The organism is Nodosilinea sp. LEGE 07088, assembly GCF_015207395.1.
GTDB lineage: Bacteria > Cyanobacteriota > Cyanobacteriia > Phormidesmidales > Phormidesmidaceae > Nodosilinea.
This window is the reverse complement of record NZ_JADEWX010000145.1, coordinates 1-15,405: the sequence shown is the minus strand read 5'-3', so window position 1 is coordinate 15,405 and position 15,405 is coordinate 1. Positions and strand designations below refer to the sequence as shown.

15 protein-coding genes are annotated in these 15,405 nt (G+C 56.6%); 6 read left to right on the top strand and 9 right to left on the bottom strand.

Annotated elements, in window-relative coordinates:
• The first annotated feature begins 243 nt into the window (after nt 1-243).
• Entirely contained in the window at nt 244-795 is a 552-nt protein-coding gene (locus IQ254_RS23620) for a hypothetical protein (protein WP_193968610.1), read from the top strand.
• Nucleotides 796-1,040: 245 nt separating this feature from the next.
• Nucleotides 1,041-2,723 (top strand): SUMF1/EgtB/PvdO family nonheme iron enzyme, encoded by a 1,683-nt coding sequence (locus IQ254_RS23615; RefSeq protein WP_193968609.1) that lies wholly within the window; start codon nt 1,041-1,043, stop codon nt 2,721-2,723.
• A 30-nt stretch (nt 2,724-2,753) separates the two neighbouring features.
• Here IQ254_RS23615 and IQ254_RS23610 read toward each other — a convergent pair whose 3' ends face one another.
• The 3 genes from IQ254_RS23610 to IQ254_RS23600 all read right to left on the bottom strand — a co-directional run bounded on the left by IQ254_RS23610 (nt 2,754) and on the right by IQ254_RS23600 (nt 6,418).
• Nucleotides 2,754-3,635 (bottom strand): S-methyl-5'-thioadenosine phosphorylase, encoded by an 882-nt coding sequence (locus IQ254_RS23610; protein ID WP_193968608.1) that lies wholly within the window; start codon nt 3,633-3,635, stop codon nt 2,754-2,756.
• Between the two features lie 433 nt (nt 3,636-4,068).
• A complete protein-coding gene (locus IQ254_RS23605) occupies nt 4,069-4,527 on the bottom strand; it encodes a hypothetical protein (RefSeq protein WP_193968607.1) in 459 nt (152 codons plus the stop codon).
• The gene (locus IQ254_RS23600) at nt 4,520-6,418 is read right to left on the bottom strand and encodes a glycosyl hydrolase family 28-related protein (RefSeq protein WP_193968606.1); all 1,899 of its coding nucleotides are present in this window, start codon (nt 6,416-6,418) and stop codon (nt 4,520-4,522) included. Before IQ254_RS23600 ends, IQ254_RS23605 begins: the two co-directional genes overlap by 8 nt.
• 377 nt (nt 6,419-6,795) lie before the next feature.
• On the opposite strand from IQ254_RS23600, the gene IQ254_RS23595 reads away from it, so the two are divergent.
• The 4 genes from IQ254_RS23595 to IQ254_RS23580 all read left to right on the top strand — a co-directional run bounded on the left by IQ254_RS23595 (nt 6,796) and on the right by IQ254_RS23580 (nt 11,150).
• Complete coding sequence (locus IQ254_RS23595; RefSeq protein WP_313887545.1) at nt 6,796-8,034, top strand: ABC transporter substrate-binding protein; 1,239 nt, start codon at nt 6,796-6,798, stop codon at nt 8,032-8,034.
• Between the two features lie 121 nt (nt 8,035-8,155).
• A complete protein-coding gene (locus tag IQ254_RS23590; RefSeq protein WP_193968604.1) occupies nt 8,156-9,142 on the top strand; it encodes a carbohydrate ABC transporter permease in 987 nt (328 codons plus the stop codon).
• Nucleotides 9,143-9,225: 83 nt separating this feature from the next.
• Nucleotides 9,226-10,041, top strand: coding sequence for a carbohydrate ABC transporter permease (locus IQ254_RS23585; RefSeq protein ID WP_278000361.1), 816 nt, complete (start codon nt 9,226-9,228; stop codon nt 10,039-10,041).
• Nucleotides 10,041-11,150, top strand: coding sequence for an ABC transporter ATP-binding protein (locus tag IQ254_RS23580; RefSeq protein ID WP_193968602.1), 1,110 nt, complete (start codon nt 10,041-10,043; stop codon nt 11,148-11,150). The genes IQ254_RS23585 and IQ254_RS23580 overlap by 1 nt, the downstream gene beginning before the upstream one ends.
• A gap of 331 nt (nt 11,151-11,481) precedes the next feature.
• On the opposite strand, the gene IQ254_RS23575 is transcribed toward IQ254_RS23580, so the two are convergent.
• The 6 genes from IQ254_RS23575 to IQ254_RS23550 form a co-directional block, all read right to left on the bottom strand.
• Entirely contained in the window at nt 11,482-12,027 is a 546-nt protein-coding gene (locus IQ254_RS23575; protein WP_193968601.1) for an EF-hand domain-containing protein, read from the bottom strand.
• Between the two features lie 297 nt (nt 12,028-12,324).
• The gene (locus IQ254_RS23570; protein ID WP_193968600.1) at nt 12,325-12,849 is read right to left on the bottom strand and encodes a peptidylprolyl isomerase; all 525 of its coding nucleotides are present in this window, start codon (nt 12,847-12,849) and stop codon (nt 12,325-12,327) included.
• A 320-nt stretch (nt 12,850-13,169) separates the two neighbouring features.
• Complete coding sequence (locus tag IQ254_RS23565) at nt 13,170-13,754, bottom strand: hypothetical protein (RefSeq protein ID WP_193968599.1); 585 nt, start codon at nt 13,752-13,754, stop codon at nt 13,170-13,172.
• A gap of 175 nt (nt 13,755-13,929) precedes the next feature.
• Entirely contained in the window at nt 13,930-14,148 is a 219-nt protein-coding gene (locus tag IQ254_RS33870; protein ID WP_193968598.1) for a transposase, read from the bottom strand.
• A 313-nt stretch (nt 14,149-14,461) separates the two neighbouring features.
• Entirely contained in the window at nt 14,462-14,701 is a 240-nt protein-coding gene (locus IQ254_RS23555) for a hypothetical protein (RefSeq protein WP_193968597.1), read from the bottom strand.
• Nucleotides 14,702-15,177: 476 nt separating this feature from the next.
• On the bottom strand, nt 15,178-15,405 hold a 228-nt coding region (locus IQ254_RS23550; protein WP_193968596.1), incomplete at its 5' end, for a hypothetical protein.

The following is a 15,405-nucleotide window of genomic DNA, read 5'->3' as shown; positions in this document are numbered from 1 at the left end:
GTTATGGACCGACTGGGCACTCCAACTGATAGCGCTCAAACCCCATAAACATCGCTATTTTCAGCGTGGTCTCTATGCTCTATCCCTGATGCAGCAAGCTCTTTAGGTACGTTGTCACCCGTTAAGAAGACCGACAGTTAGGTGAATTTACCTTACGGTTAAAGGTGCCTAGCCTGAAAATCTTGACTGTGCGATCGCAACGAAAAAGACCTGAAATTACGTAATCTAGTAGAGGCAGAATCAATGGTAGAAAATCTCTTGCCACCGGCATGGCGAACACCTCGAAAAATTTATTTCTTCTGGACTATAGTACTGCCAGCCGTGATCGGATATCTAACGGCAATATTTGTCAGATCCGGTGTTATTTTATATCTTCTTTTAATTCCCCTACTGGGTATTGGCTTGCTGATCGAGGCCTGTATTATTTTGTTGCTCGTTATTGGGTGGGCAATGAAGCGATCGCCAACCACCCTAAAACATCTTCGTCGTCATGGTGGAATAGCTCTTTTTTTAGTGGTCAATGGCATTGTTAACTACTCTGTAGGATCAAAAATTTTGAACTCCGACGAGAGATCGGCAATGGCCTACTGTGAAAGTGTTATCCCGCTGATTGAAAGCTATGCGTCTCAGCAGGGAAACTACCCAGAAACCCTAAGCCAGATCCAAAACCTCCCGACCCAACCTCGATTGAGCCGGACTAGATGCATCTATCACCGCCGTGATGAAGGCTATGAATTGACCCTTCGCTATCCTAGCTCCTTCGGTAGTAAAATCCTTTTCCATCAGAGTCCATAACCAATAGTTATAAATTCCCATTCCCATTGCCATTGCCCCGAGCTCTGCTGTCTGTGCGGCCACCAAGGCTTCTTAGTTCGGCCCATTTCATTAGGGGTGAGACCCCTTATACCTCCGTAAAAATTTCATATTCTAGGGGTAGCCGTGTGAGGAATCAAATAACGATCCGGAACTCGGAATCATTCAGCGAGCCGCGACCATCATAGCTATCAGGTGTGCAATCTACATTGCGGTAGCTGATCTCTATGAACAACGCTAAGGCTATTTTTATCTCTTACCGTCGCAGCAACAGTACTGATATTACCGGGCGCATCTACGACCGATTAGCGGCTCACTTTGGCGAGGCCAGTGTCTTCAAAGACGTCGACTCAATTCCGTTTGGGGTCAACTTTCGCCACCACCTGGAGCAGGCCGTGAGCTACTGCCCAGTGCTGCTGGCCATTATCGACCCCAACTGGCTGGAGGCCACCGATAATCGCGGGCGACTAAAACTAGCCAACCCTTCCGACTGGGTACGGGTAGAAATTGAGACGGCACTCAAGCGCGATCGCCTTGTCATTCCCGTCTTGGTGGGCGATGCTATGCTGCCCAACGAAACGGAGCTGCCAGACAGCCTCAAAGCCCTGGCCTATCGCCAAAGTGCCCCCGTGCGCTGCGACCCCGACTTTCACCGCGATCTGGATCGACTGATCCACCGTGTGGAAGAAGTCTTTAGCAGTCTGGTCGTCGGTGGCGCTAGCACGGCCGTCGCCAAACCTGCCGCTAACCTGATTGATGAGTTGGTGGCAGCCCTGGCCAAGGCCAATCAACCGGCCCAGACCCCAACATTGAGCCGCCGCCGCTGGCTACGGCTCATGGGTCTAGGGGTATTGGGGGGTGGTTCGGCGGTAGCCATGCGCTATCGCGAACCGGCGCTCCAGGCGCTAGCCACCGTTGATATTCCTGCTACGGTGTCCGACTTATCGACCCTGCCCAAGCGCGTTCAGCAGGCGGTGGATCAGCTGGACAGCTCCAGTGCCTCTTGGGCCACCGACGCCCCTTCCAGTTCCGCAGCTACCGAGCCACCAGGGCCCTATACCTACGAATCGGTGAATGTGAATGAGTTTGGGGTCAAAGTGGCCCAGGTCAAATTCGCCACCTCTGCCTATCAAGAACTGATGCTGGATGGCCCCCATGGCCCGGTGATACTGCCGCTAGTAGCGATCGCAGGCGGGCAGTTTGTGTTTGGAGCGCCGCCGACCGAACCGGGCTACGACCCCTCGCACCCGGTCCAAACCATTGCTACCGTCGAGTCGTTTTGGATGAGTATCTACCCCATCACCCAGGCCCAGTGGCAGGCGGTGGCCATGCTGCCCACCGCTAACCTCGACCTATCCCCTACCCCCGCTCAGGTTAAGGGCGACGATCACCCGGTCGAGCAGGTTTCGTGGCCAGAGGCGATGGAATGGTGCGATCGCCTCAGCCGTTTGATTGAACATCGCGCTGGCCAAGGCATTGCGACTCAACCGCCGCTATCCAACCTGCGCCTGCCCACCGAGGCCGAGTGGGAATACGCCTGTCGTGCCAAAACCACGACCCCCTTCCACACCGGCCTAACCCTGACCACCGGCCTGGCTAACTACAACGGCAGCCAGCCCTATCGCCAAGAGCCTGTGGGCCTGTTTCGCGGCACCACCACGGCAGTGGGCAGCTTTGGCAACGCCAACGATTTTGGCCTCTACGATATGCACGGCAATGTGCTGGAGTGGTGTTCACCTATTGGCGATGCCCGCCGTTCAGCCACCTGGCAGGTGGTGCGGGGGGGCTCTTGGCAAAGCCCAGCAGAGCAGTGCCGCTCGGCCTATCGCCAGGGCCTGCGGGCAGACACCCGCAGCAACCAGGTGGGCTTTCGCATTGTCGCCACGGGCAGAACCCCTGCCCCCAGCTAGGCGTCATGACGATCGAACTATAGCCATGACTCACTCAGGCAGATACTTCTTCAGCAGCAGGCTGAGCCGATCGAGGGTAGCTGCTGGGGCCTGGTCGAGCGGCGTAATAATGGCGTACTTCAGCGCTGAGTGGGCCTCTGACTCGGGTGGATGGGCGGCCACCCGGTTGACCACCTCCCGAATCACCCGCTGAGCATTGACGGCATTCTTTTGCAGATTGCCAATCACCATTTCGACGGTGACACTGTCGTGGTCGGGGTGCCAGCAGTCGTAGTCGGTGACGAGGGCCAGCGTGGCATAGGCGATCTCGGCCTCGCGGGCCAGCTTAGCCTCGGGCAGGTTGGTCATGCCAATAATCGTCGCGCCCCAGCTGCGGTACAGATTGCTTTCAGCTTTGGTCGAAAACGCGGGCCCTTCCATACACACGTAGGTGCCGCCCCGGTGCAGCGCTACGCCTGCTAAATTGAGGCTTTCGACCGCATCGGCCAGGATCCCGGCCAGGGCGGTACACACCGGGTCGCCAAAGGCAATGTGGCCTACCAGGCCGGCGCCAAAGAAAGTGGAAATGCGGTTGCGGGTGCGATCGATAAATTGGTCTGGCACCACCATATCGAGCGGCTTAGCCGCCGCTTGCAGCGACCCCACGGCGGAAGCGGAGATCAGATATTCCACGCCGAGGGTTTTCATGGCGTAGATATTGGCGCGAAAGGGGAGTTCGGTGGGCATGAGCGTGTGGCCGCGCCCGTGCCGGGCCAAAAAGGCCACCCGAGTGCCATCGAGAGTGCCGAGAATGATGGCATCGGAGGGGCTGCCAAAGGGCGTGTCGATGCGAACTTCTTCGATATCCGTGAGGGCTTCCATCTGGTAGAGGCCGCTGCCGCCGATGATGCCAATCTTTGCTTGGGCCGCCATGGTAGTTAAGGTTCTAGGGTTTGACAGCATTTATCATAGGCTCCCAGCGACGCAGCGGCTACTAAGAGACTGTCATGCCGGTTTAGGCGCTATGTTTCCGGTTTCCTCTCCCCGCGAGAGACCGCTAGGGTGAGGGCTTTCGAGGATTCTGCTGACCAGTTCTACAGCCTTATTCATGTTGCTTAAGTACAGTCCAAAGGGAACAGGGAGTAGGTGACAGGGAACAGAGTGTACTTGTTTCACTTGCACACCGCTCTATCAGTCCATCGGAGGGGAACCACAGAGAGGATTAAGGGCTGGTTACCCCAGTCTGCTAAAGCAGACTTTCGTCGTGAGCCAGGGCGTTCACTCCCTGGTGGTTGTGGCCGGAGTCCCTTAGCCTATAGGCGGGCACTGCCCACCCTCCGCTCTGATTGGATAAAGTCGCACTTACTTAGTGCACCGTGATTTCTAGCGGGTTGTATTCGATCTCGACGCGGCATCCATACTGAATGCCCGGTATGTGGGGGGCCAGAATCTCAACCACGGCAGGTGCTTGAAAATTGCGCTGCTTTGTCTCTGGATGGGGATAGTAGACTAAGCCGTCGTAGCCAACCCCTTGAAATAAAAGGCGACAGCGGGAGAAGGAGAAATCTTCGGGCGGATGTCTATCGGTCCAGTGGACGGCTCGAAAGGTAAATTCAGGCTGGGTGAGCTGAAAGACCTGGGGGCTAATGGAAATATTTAACGTGCCTTGCACGTAACCCGTCAGGTCTAGGCCAAGGGCTTTAAAGCAAGGGGTTTGCATGGCGATCGTCCCCTGGGGATAGGGGCTCTCTAAGGCAGTGCCCGAGGCTACCCGGTGCCCCCGTTCTACAATCCCTGCAACCCTCTGCCAGCGCCGATCACCCATCGTGATTGTCTGAATAGCCTACGTAGAGGGGAATATTTTTGCCCATCCCCCAGTAGTCGGGCAGGTCACTCCCCGCCAGGTTACGAGTAACACCGTCTCGGGTTTCTCTAATGTAGGTTCTATAGGTCGGTGCGCCATAGTTGACCTCGGCAAAGCTGAGGGAAACAAAAGACTCATTGTTGACAAATAAGGGATAGTCTTGGGTGCCATCTGGGGCAGGGGTCGTCGTGTAGGCTAAGCCACCCAATAATTCTGTCACCCCACCAGCTTGGGTCTCAATGATGGTTCCGCCTCGCTCTGTCTTGAGCCCTAGAATCCAGAGTTGACCGCCATTATTGAAAATCTTAGTGCCGTAGTTTTCAACATTTAGCTGACGGGCCCAAACATTCTGACCATTGATGCTCAAGTAACTGGTGGCCACATTTTCTAGAAAAAGATCGCCCGTTCCCGTCAGGTTCAACGAGACATCTGTGGTGTCTCGAAGGACTAGGGTGCGAGAGGACGCATTTTCGATCGTGGGCGTATCTTCATACCACGATCGCATACGCTCAAATATTACCTCTGGGTGGCTCCCCTCCTCAATTTTGAAGCCTGGATTGACCGTATTTGGAACCTTCACAAAGGCTTCTGTGCCAATAATGCGGCGAACATGATTCCGCACCAACACGGTATCGCTCAGATCGTAATGGCCAACGGGCAGGTACACCGTTGTCTTACCCGAGTCGATTGCCGCCTGAAAGGCAGCTGAATCATCAATGCCATCGTTGGGTATAGCGCCAAATGCCCCAACACTGGCCCAGTCTTCTAAATCATCCCAGGGCACATCGGGCGTTTCCTCGACGGGTAACCCTAGGGTGTGAGTCGGTGAGGTAAACAGGCTCGAAACCGGGTTTGATACAAACTCCGTTACCGTTGGCCCGGCGACGGTAGTGGCATCACTGGCGATCGCAGACTCATAGCCTGTGGTCGTAATATTCCTGGCCAGCAGCGTGCCTTCATTGATGATGGCTGGCTCACCAGCAGCAGCGCCCACGCCGTTGAGAGACGCGTTGACTAGGGTCATATGACCCAATGCGTTGGGATTGTACTGCTCGTGGCCAAAGGCGTTGTGAATAGCAGGCACCGCATTGGTGCTGGTCAAGTTGCGAATGTTAACGATCTGGCTGAAATTAAAAAAGCCGTAGACCGTCTGGTTTCGCAGCGTAACATTCTCAAAGGTCTGGCTATTGACGGTATAGCCCGTTTGAATGCCGTGTTTGAAGCCGTCAACGGTGACATCTTTAACCAACAGGGGGCCGACTTCATCGGCAAATTCAAAGTCGAGCCCGGCGACCCCCTGGCCATCGCCCGATCGCACAGTCACATGGCGCATTGAACCCTGGTTACTGGCATTAAACTGAATGCCGATCGCCCCCCCATTGCCGACTCCGGTATCTACCGTCAGGTTGCGAATCGAGTTGCCAAAGCGCTGGGCCGGGGCAGGCCCGGTAAAAATGACGGCCTTCTCACTCTCGGGGTCGTTAAACCCAGCGGCACGATCGGGTAGCTGAAGAATGACGCCGTCTTCGCTCTGCCCCTGCAAAATGGTGTTCTTATAGTCCTGGCCGGTATTGGGCGGGCCTGCGGGCCAGGTCAAGGTATCGGAAACGCGATAGGTGCCATTGGGCAGATAGATAATCCGCATGCCATTGGGATAGGCATCGAGGGCCGCCTGAATGGCGGCGGTGTCATCGCGATCGTCGTTGGGAATGGCGCCAAAGTCTTGGACGTTGAGGATACCGGCGTCCTCTGGGAAGACAACTGCTGCGTCTGCCACGGGCGTCACCAGGTCTGCCAGGAAGAGACCTAACGCTCCTGCTGTGATCAAGGCTATGGGCACCGCTAATTTCATGGGGTTAGTCACCTCAGGCTCAGGTGTCAGATTTCAATGGCGATCGCGCGCCCAGCAACATGAACATACAGACGGTCTTATCAGTCAGCATAGGTAATGTCACGGAGGCTGCGATCGCCCCAGTCCGAGATTTCATCGAGGCTTCACGGGGGTGGTGAGAGCAGGGGGCAGCTCCTGGCTGCTGGCCCAAAGACTATCTCCTTGGGCCGATGCGGCTGTTGGACGTTTAAGCGAGCTGGCCAATTTTTGCCCTAGACCCCATCTCGGCCTATGGTGAAGGGGCGAAAACGATCTTCAGAGACCCTTCTTAATTTTTAAAGATGAACAGTACAGTGCTAAAACGATATCTGAGTCAGCTCTGCTGTCTAGGACTCAGCGTGTCCTTTTTGGCAGCCTGTGATGGTGGCCAGCAGACGACCGAAGGCGAGGCTAGCGGTACCGTCAGCATCTTGGGCGTTGTCGTCGGCGAACAGCAGGAAAAACTCGAAGCCGCCCTCGCCCCCTTTGAAGCGGCCACCGGCATTGAGGTGGCCTATGAGGGCACCGACGCCTTCGCCACCCTGCTGCCCGTGCGGGTAGAGTCGGGCGATGCCCCCGACATCGCCATGTTTCCCCAACCCGGTCTGATGACCGACTTTGCCGAGGCGGGGCAGCTGATTCCCATCACCACCTTTTTAGATCGCGCCGATCTCGAAGCCGCCTTTTCGGATGACTGGCTCACCCTGGCGACCATTGACGGCGAACTGTACGGCGTGTGGTTTCGAGCCTCGGTCAAAAGCCTGGTGTGGTACAACCCCCAGGCTTTTGAGGCCAAGGGCTACACCGTGCCCACCACCTGGGCAGAGATGATCGCCCTCAGCGATGCCATCGTGGCTGAAGGCGAAACCCCCTGGTGCCTGGGCATGGAGAGCGGCGATGCCACCGGCTGGGTGGGCACCGACTGGGTCGAAGACATCATGCTGCGCACCGCTGGCCCGGCGGTCTACGACCAGTGGATTAGCCACGACATTCCCTTCAATGCCGCCCCGGTGCAGACCGCCTTTGAGCGGTTTGGCGACATCGTGCTCAACCCCGACTATATTTCGGGCGGTACGGTGGGGGCGATTAGCACCCCCTTTGGCGATTCGATTCAGGGTCTGTTTGGGGAGACGCCCCGCTGCTATCTGCACCGCCAGGCCAACTTTATTGCCAGCTTCTTGCCTGAAGATGTGGTACCGGGGGAAACCGTGGCGGTGTTTCCGCTACCGGGGATAGAGCCAGAATTTGGCACCCCTGTGCTGGTGGCGGGAGATGTCTTTGGCATGTTTAACGACACACCCGAGGCCCAGGCCCTGATGGAATATTTGACCACCCCCGAGGGGCACGAAGTTTGGGTAGCGCTGGGGGGCTTTATTTCGCCGCATCAGGATGTGGGGCTGGATATCTACCCCGATGAGGTGTCGCGTCAGCAGGCGGAGATTTTGGCCAATGCCGAGATTGTGCGGTTTGACGGGTCGGATATGATGCCTGGGGTCGTGGGCACCGGCACCTTCTGGAGCGGCATTGTGGACTATGTTGGAGGCGAGGATGTGGAAAGCGTGCTGGCCGATATTGAGTCGAGCTGGCCCGAGCAGTAGCCAGGAGTCGGCAGTCAGGGGTCAACCCTCAAATAGAGACTGAATGCTGACTCAGAATTGATGCTGGCGTTAAGTCGATAGCCCGCTGGATCGAATAGAGACCCGTTGCGACTGTAGTGCTATGCAAGATGCCTCGAATATCATGCGGCTGTTGGGGGCGATCGCCGCCATTATTGTGGGCTCCGGCGGCATTATCGCCCTGTTTTATGTCGCCAACCTGGTGGTCAATCGGCTGCCGCCCCGGCCCCGATCGCAGATTTTGCCCTGGGTCTACATGGTGCCCGCCCTGGTGATGCTGGGGGCGTTTTTGGTGTTGCCCACCCTGCGCACCATCCTGCTCAGCTTCATGGACCGGCGCTCCCAGGGCTGGGTGGGGCTCGACAACTACATCTTTGCCTTCACCAACGCCGACATGCTGATTGCCTTTCGCAACAATGTGCTGTGGCTGGTGCTGGTGACCGGGGTGAGCGTCGGCCTGGGGCTGGTGATTGCGGTGCTGGTCGACCGGGTGAAGTACGAGCCCCTGGCCAAGGCGCTGATCTTTTTGCCCATGGCGATCTCCTTTGTGGGGGCCAGCGTGATCTGGCGGTTTATGTATGCCTACCAGCCGCCGGGTACCGACCAGATTGGCCTGCTGAATGCGATCGCGGTGGCCCTGGGCTATGAACCCATCGGCTGGCTGGTGAACAAAAGCGTCAACAACTTCGCCCTAATTGCGATCATGATCTGGCTGCAGACGGGCTTTGCCATGGTGCTGCTGTCGTCGGCGGTGAAGGGCATTCCCAAGGATGTGATCGAGGCGGCGCGGATCGACGGGGCCAGTGAGTTTCAGATCTTCTGGCGAATTACCATTCCCATGATTAGCTCCACTATCGTGGTGGTCAGCACCACCATCATCGTGCTGGTGCTGAAGGTGTTCGATATCGTGTTTGTAATGACCGGGGGCAACCTCGACACCGACGTGATCGCCAGTCGCATGATCAAGGAGATGTTTAACTTTCGCAACTTTGGCCGGGGCAGCGCCATTGCGGTGGTGCTGCTGCTGGCGGTGATTCCGGTGATGGTGACGAATATTCGCCGCTTTCAGCAGCAGGAGGCCAACCGATGACGCCACTACCCCAGCCGCGATCGCAGCAAAAGCCCACCCTGGTGAGTCGGCTAGAGACCCTGCTGACCACCGCCCCGGTGCATATGGTCGTGGTGGCGATCGCCCTGCTCTGGACCCTGCCCACGGCGGGGTTGCTGATCAGCTCCTTTCGCCAGCCCGACGCCCTATTGCAGAGCGGCTGGTGGACTGTGCTGACGCCGCCGCTGGATCTGGGCCAGTTTCACCTGGGCAACTACAGCGATGTGTTGACCAGCGAGGGCATGGGCCAGGCCTTTCTCAACAGCCTGATCATCACCATTCCGTCGACGGTGATGCCGATTGCGATCGCCACCTTTGCCGCCTACGCCCTGGCCTGGATGGCGTTTCCGGGGCGGCAGCTGCTGTTTGTGATGATTGTGGGGCTGCTGGTGGTGCCCCTGCAAATGACGCTGATTCCGGTGCTGCGGGCCTACAACAGCCTGGGCCTGGCGGGCACCTTTCTGGCGGTGTGGCTGGCCCACACGGGCTACGGCCTGCCCCTGGGCATTTACCTGCTGCGCAACTACATTGGCACCCTACCCCGCGACCTGATCGAAGCGGCGGCGGTGGATGGAGCCTCGCACCTGAAGATTTTTACCCGCATTGTGGTGCCGCTCTCGACCCCGGCGATCGCCTCCTTTGCGGTGTTTCAGTTCCTCTGGGTGTGGAATGACCTGCTGGTGGCGCTGGTGTACCTGGGTGGCAACCAGAACGTGGCCCCGGTCACCCTGGTGCTGCGGAATCTGGTGGGCGATCGCGGCCAGGACTGGCACCTGCTCACCGCCGGGGCGTTTATTTCGATGATTGTGCCGCTGCTGGTGTTCTTCGCCCTGCAGCGGTATTTCGTTCGCGGATTGTTGGCAGGTTCGGTAAAGGGATAATGGCGCATATCGTATTTGAGCAGGTCACCAAGCAGTACGACAACGGCTTTGTCGCCGTCAAAGACCTCAACCTGGAGATTGGCGACGACGAGTTTTTGGTGCTGGTCGGCCCCTCGGGCTGCGGCAAAACCACCTCGTTGCGCATGCTGGCGGGGTTAGAATCTATCTCTCGCGGCAGTCTCTACATCGACGGCCAGCGGGTCAATGAAAAATCGCCCCGCGAGCGCGACATCGCCATGGTGTTTCAGTCCTACGCGCTGTACCCCCACATGAGCGTATTTGAGAACATGGCCTTTGGCCTCCAGCTCCAGGGCACCGCCAAGCCTGAGATTCAGCAGCGGGTGCAGGCGGCGGCAGCCCAGCTGGGCATCGAAGAGCTGCTCGATCGCAAACCCAAGCAGCTCTCGGGCGGGCAGCGCCAGCGGGTGGCGGTGGGCCGGGCGATCGTCCGCGACCCGTCGGCGTTTTTGATGGATGAGCCGCTGTCGAACCTGGATGCCAAGCTGCGGGTGCAGGCCCGGGCCGAACTCACCAAGCTGCACAAAAAGCTGGGCACCACCTTTATCTACGTCACCCACGACCAGGTCGAAGCCATGACCATGGGCAGCCGCATCGCGGTGATGAACCAGGGCATTTTGCAGCAGGTAGATACGCCCCAAAACCTCTACGAGCACCCCAACAATATGTTTGTGGCCGGGTTTATGGGCAGCCCGGCGATGAACTTTTTTGAGGCCACCCTGACCCAGACGGGGGAACAGATGGTGATCGACGCCGGGGCGCTACAGCTGCCGGTGCCGGAAGAGGTGCGATCGCGCTACCAATCTCTACTTGGCACGCCGCTGATCTTTGGCATTCGCCCCGAGAATATCTACAACCCCGAGTTTGCGCCACCGGGCATTAACCCGGTGGCGATTGAGGCCACGGTGTCGGTGGTCGAGATGATGGGCCACGAAGAGATTGTCTATTTTGCCCTGGGCGACGGCCATGAGTTTTTGGCCCGGGTTGACCCGCGATCGCGCTTTACGCCGGGGGAGTCGGTGTCGGTCAGCTTCGATATGAACCGCTTTCACCTGTTTGACAAAGCCTCAGAACATGTCCTCGTCTCGTGACCTAATGGCCAGGTTGAGAAATTTAACCGTAGCAACTCGCTTAACGTAAACACTGTAAGCGCTCAACTCAAATTTCGGTAATCTTTCGCCAAAAAACCAGGTTTAGAAACCGGGTTTCTGAGGCAATGCCATCGGTTCTTCGCCTACCCACGGTAGAAACCCGGTTTCTGCGACAGGCAGATTGCTTGATGGCAGGAGAGATCCCCGGAGAAAAGATCCCAGGGTTCTTCTGCGCCTTGCCACCGAATCTATGCCAGAACAACAGAACCCTGGGATCTATGATCGCTTGGCCTACCCGCAGAAGAAACCCGGTTTCTGCGGCAGGGAGCATTCAATACGGCCCAAACATGCCGTTGGCGGGGTTGTCGGCCTCGTCGCTACAGCAAAAGGCGCTAAAGTGCCGCACAAACTCAGCTTTGGTCAGCCAGCCATCCTGGTCGGCATCGAGCGGTGGAAACACCAGGGGCGCGTAGACCGGCGACTCGTTAAAGGCGGCCAGCAGTTGCCCCCATTCGGCCTGGTTGACTTTGCCATCTTCATCCTGGTCAAAGACATCGAAGATCAGCTCCATCAGGCCGAGAATTTCATCGGCGTGCGGCCCAGTATCAGTTAACCCATCATCGTAGTAGGCCAGCCATTCGGCGCGGCAGACCTGTTTGTTGTGGACGGTGTCGGCTTTTTTCTCTAGCCCCTGCCACTTGCGCATGAGCTTGTCTTGCAGCACCAGGCAGCGGGGCGATCGCAGCGACCAGTTGCGCAGGGTAGACAGCTTTTTAAACATCAGCTCAAAGTCTTTTTTGACCAACACCCCGGTGTAGTCAGAGTCGTACATGCTAAAGAGCTTGGTCAATTTGCGCTGCTGCAAGTCAGTTAACATGGCCTATACTCCTCTCTGCCCTGGCAAGTGCCATCAATGTCATTAGCCTATAGCACTTTCAGATAGCCTGCTGTATCGGTTAAATGACACTGCCGGACTGCCATGATTGTGGCGGTTAGTGACAACGCTTGGCAGTCCAGATCCCAGGGTTCTTCTACGCTTGGCCATAGGACAAGGCCAACACAATAGAACCCTGGGATCTGAGGCCGATCTGAGGCCAAATTCATTAAACCCCCCTGATTGCCCATCGGTTGGCCTTGGCTAACCAGGGGCGATCGGACAAACCGTTGCTGCGGTCTACAGTTCGCCGCAGTCGGCGATCACCACCGGCTCAGAGGTCTGGCCGCTGCGGCTGCCCACCTGTTCCATAGCGCTGACCACATCCATGCCTTCGACCACGCTGCCAAAGACCACGTGCTTGCCGTCGAGCCAGGGGGTCGCCACGGTGGTCAAAAAGAACTGCGACCCGTTGGTGTTGGGGCCAGCGTTGGCCATGCTCAGCAGGCCGGGGGTAGTGTGCTTGAGGGTGAAGTTTTCGTCGGCAAATTTCATGCCGTAGATCGACTCACCGCCCGTGCCGTTGCCGCGAGTAAAGTCGCCCCCCTGGCACATAAACTCGGTAATAATGCGGTGGAAGCTCGACCCCTTGAAGTGCAGGGGCTTGCCCGCGGTGCCCATGCCCTTCTCCCCAGTGCAGAGCGCGCGGAAGTTTTCGGCGGTTTTAGGGGCCACATCGGCCCGCAGCTCCATCACGATGCGGCCAGCGGGGGTACCGCCAATGGTGATGTCAAAAAATACTTTTGGATTGGTTGCTTCTGTCATAAATTGCTCTCTTGGTGCAAGACGTCGTTAACCTTTGCCATTAACCCACAGTTTGGCCGAAAGCTCAAAGCCGACTGGCGGGGGGCAATCTAGCCGACTGGCAGGGGACGGCTCACAGAACGAGGAAAGCACAGCGCTATGGCATCGTTGCTCTATCAAACACCCTCTTATACGAAATCCGATTTGAGGAACCCCGACTCACAATCAGGAACCCCGTAGGGGCACAGCATGCTATACCCCTGCAAACCGGGGAGATTCAGGCAGGATTTGGTATCAGGCGATGGGAGGAACGTCACGAAGTCGGCGTAGCCTCGCCCCGGTTATCCTCGCAGCAGCACTAATAGCCCCGGCACCGCAGACGGCGGAAATAGCCGCGCCACCGCAGCAAAGCTTGCCAACACCGTAGACGAATCAGCGGGCGTTAATGGGTTGGTTTGTGGCTCTAGGTCTGGGGAGTCAGGGAGCCAGGTGAGGATGGCTCGGAGCTGATCGGCATCCTCTGAGAGGGACGCTAGCTGCTGCCAAAACAGTTGCCGCTCGTAGTCACTGGTATGAGCTAGCCAGGCGGTCAGTTCTGCTTCGGGCCGCTGGGCCAAGGCGGCAAGGCTTTGCAGAACAAGCGATCGCAGGTCGCAGCGGTAGGCAATCGCGGCGAGCCAGGTTTCTAGGAGGGCTGCGATCGAAGTGTAAACCCCAACGCCAGTCGGTCGATGGGTTTGATCTGACCACAGGATCCACAACTGACGAGCGGCAATGACTGTTCCCCGCAAAACAGACAGCGTCGGGATGGCCTGGCACCGCTGGGACTGGTGTAGGAATAACCGGGCGATTCGCGAAGCGTTCGGAAACCGACTCGGAACGAGTATCCCTGCGGGAATCGCGGTTGATTGCTGCTCAAAGGTCAAAATTCAGAAATGCCGTTTCACTAAAGGCCGGATTTCCCTGAGCCCCAGTGGCCAACACTGGGGCAGCAAACCGCGTATAGCCATCACCCTTAGATTGCTTGAGAGAACGTCCTAACCCGGTTGCCAATGGCTATGGTAGCCAACATTTAAAGGGCTTCTCCTAAGGTAGCTCTGCTTAGCCAAAGCTCAATCGATGTGTGAAGGTATATTTCCAAGATCCTTGGGGGGCTCCTGAACAATCAATCTGGGCTTGTTTCACCCATTTGCGCAGCGCACTTTCCGTCAATCCCATCTCTTGTGCAACCTGGCTGACCGGTTTACCCGATTGGCCCACAATGCGTACAGCCTCTGCTTTTTGTTCGTCTGTAAATGTCCTACGCGGTTTTTGGCTCATCTGAACTGAACATTCTCTCTGATTGACTGACAAAACTTGTGAGCAGAATCCTCGAAAGCCCTCTCCCTAGCCTCTCCCGAGGGGAGAGGGAACCGGAAAAGTGAATTGGCTCCCCTTCTCCTTCGGAGACACTCCACGAACGTCCTCTGGGAGAGGGGTTGGGGGTGAGGGGCGGATAACTTTTGTCAGTCAACTAGACCTTAAATAAGTCTCGCCATTCTTAAAGGATTTCCAAAATAGCGGCTTTCATCAGGTCTTTGAGCTGGGTTTCGCTGAGGCTTAGCTCTGACATAGTGGCTTTCTCCAATACTGCCTATTCAATAATTTCTTCGTAATTCTCGAAGTTTCCATCGGCATTAACGTCTTGGGCTTGCTTGATTTGAGTGAAGAAATCTTCTTCGGTAATCTGGTCGAGCCACTGGTGCCGGTCTTGTGTGTAGTCACCTTTGCCAGGACTAAAGTGCTGAATAAACCGGATGGCATCTACAGAACCAAGGGCATCGACTAGGGCTTGATATCCCTTCTGAATCATTTCTCGCTGGGTAGTTGTCATAGTTAGTTCTCCGGATGCGTGATTTCTGTAAGCCATTTCAAAGGATTTTCGACTTTGACGGTAATGATATTTCCAAGCCGCTTTGCGAGTTTTACAAGTCGGTCATCAGTTGATAGCAAAGCGTCTGCTCTACTTTTTTCGGCATTAGCAATGTGAGCAGCATCGTAGAACGAAAATCTGAACTCAACTAATTGAGTGGTTCTTACTTGCAGGGAAGGGCTATCTAACACACGAACTCGGGCGAGCTTTAAAGCGATGCGTACCTGCTGTAGCTGTTCAAAATCCGAGATTTGAGCAATTTCGGATTCTAGAGCAGCACTATTAATTAGTTTCCATTGGTTTGCCTCACATTTCTAGAGAATGGCTAGCACAGCTTCAGTTTCAAGATGGATGCGAAGTTGAGTCTGATCATCGAAGGGGCGGTTCAGGCAGCAAACGTCGAGATAGATTCTGTAGGGTTTGTTCATTATTGTGAGCTACGCGGCTGTGGCCGTGTTAGCAAAATGCCAGTAGGTAAGGCCGTCGCGGGTTTCGGGGATGACGAGACCGAACCATTCGAGACGTTCGAGGTTTTCGGCGATCGCGGCGAGTTTGCTTTGGGTGATGCGGCCTTTGAACTGGGCGGCGATTTGTTTGGTGGTCCAGTCGCCGGGGGTGGTGCGGAGCAGGTCGCGGATGGCGGCGAGCTGGGCTTTGGGCTGGGT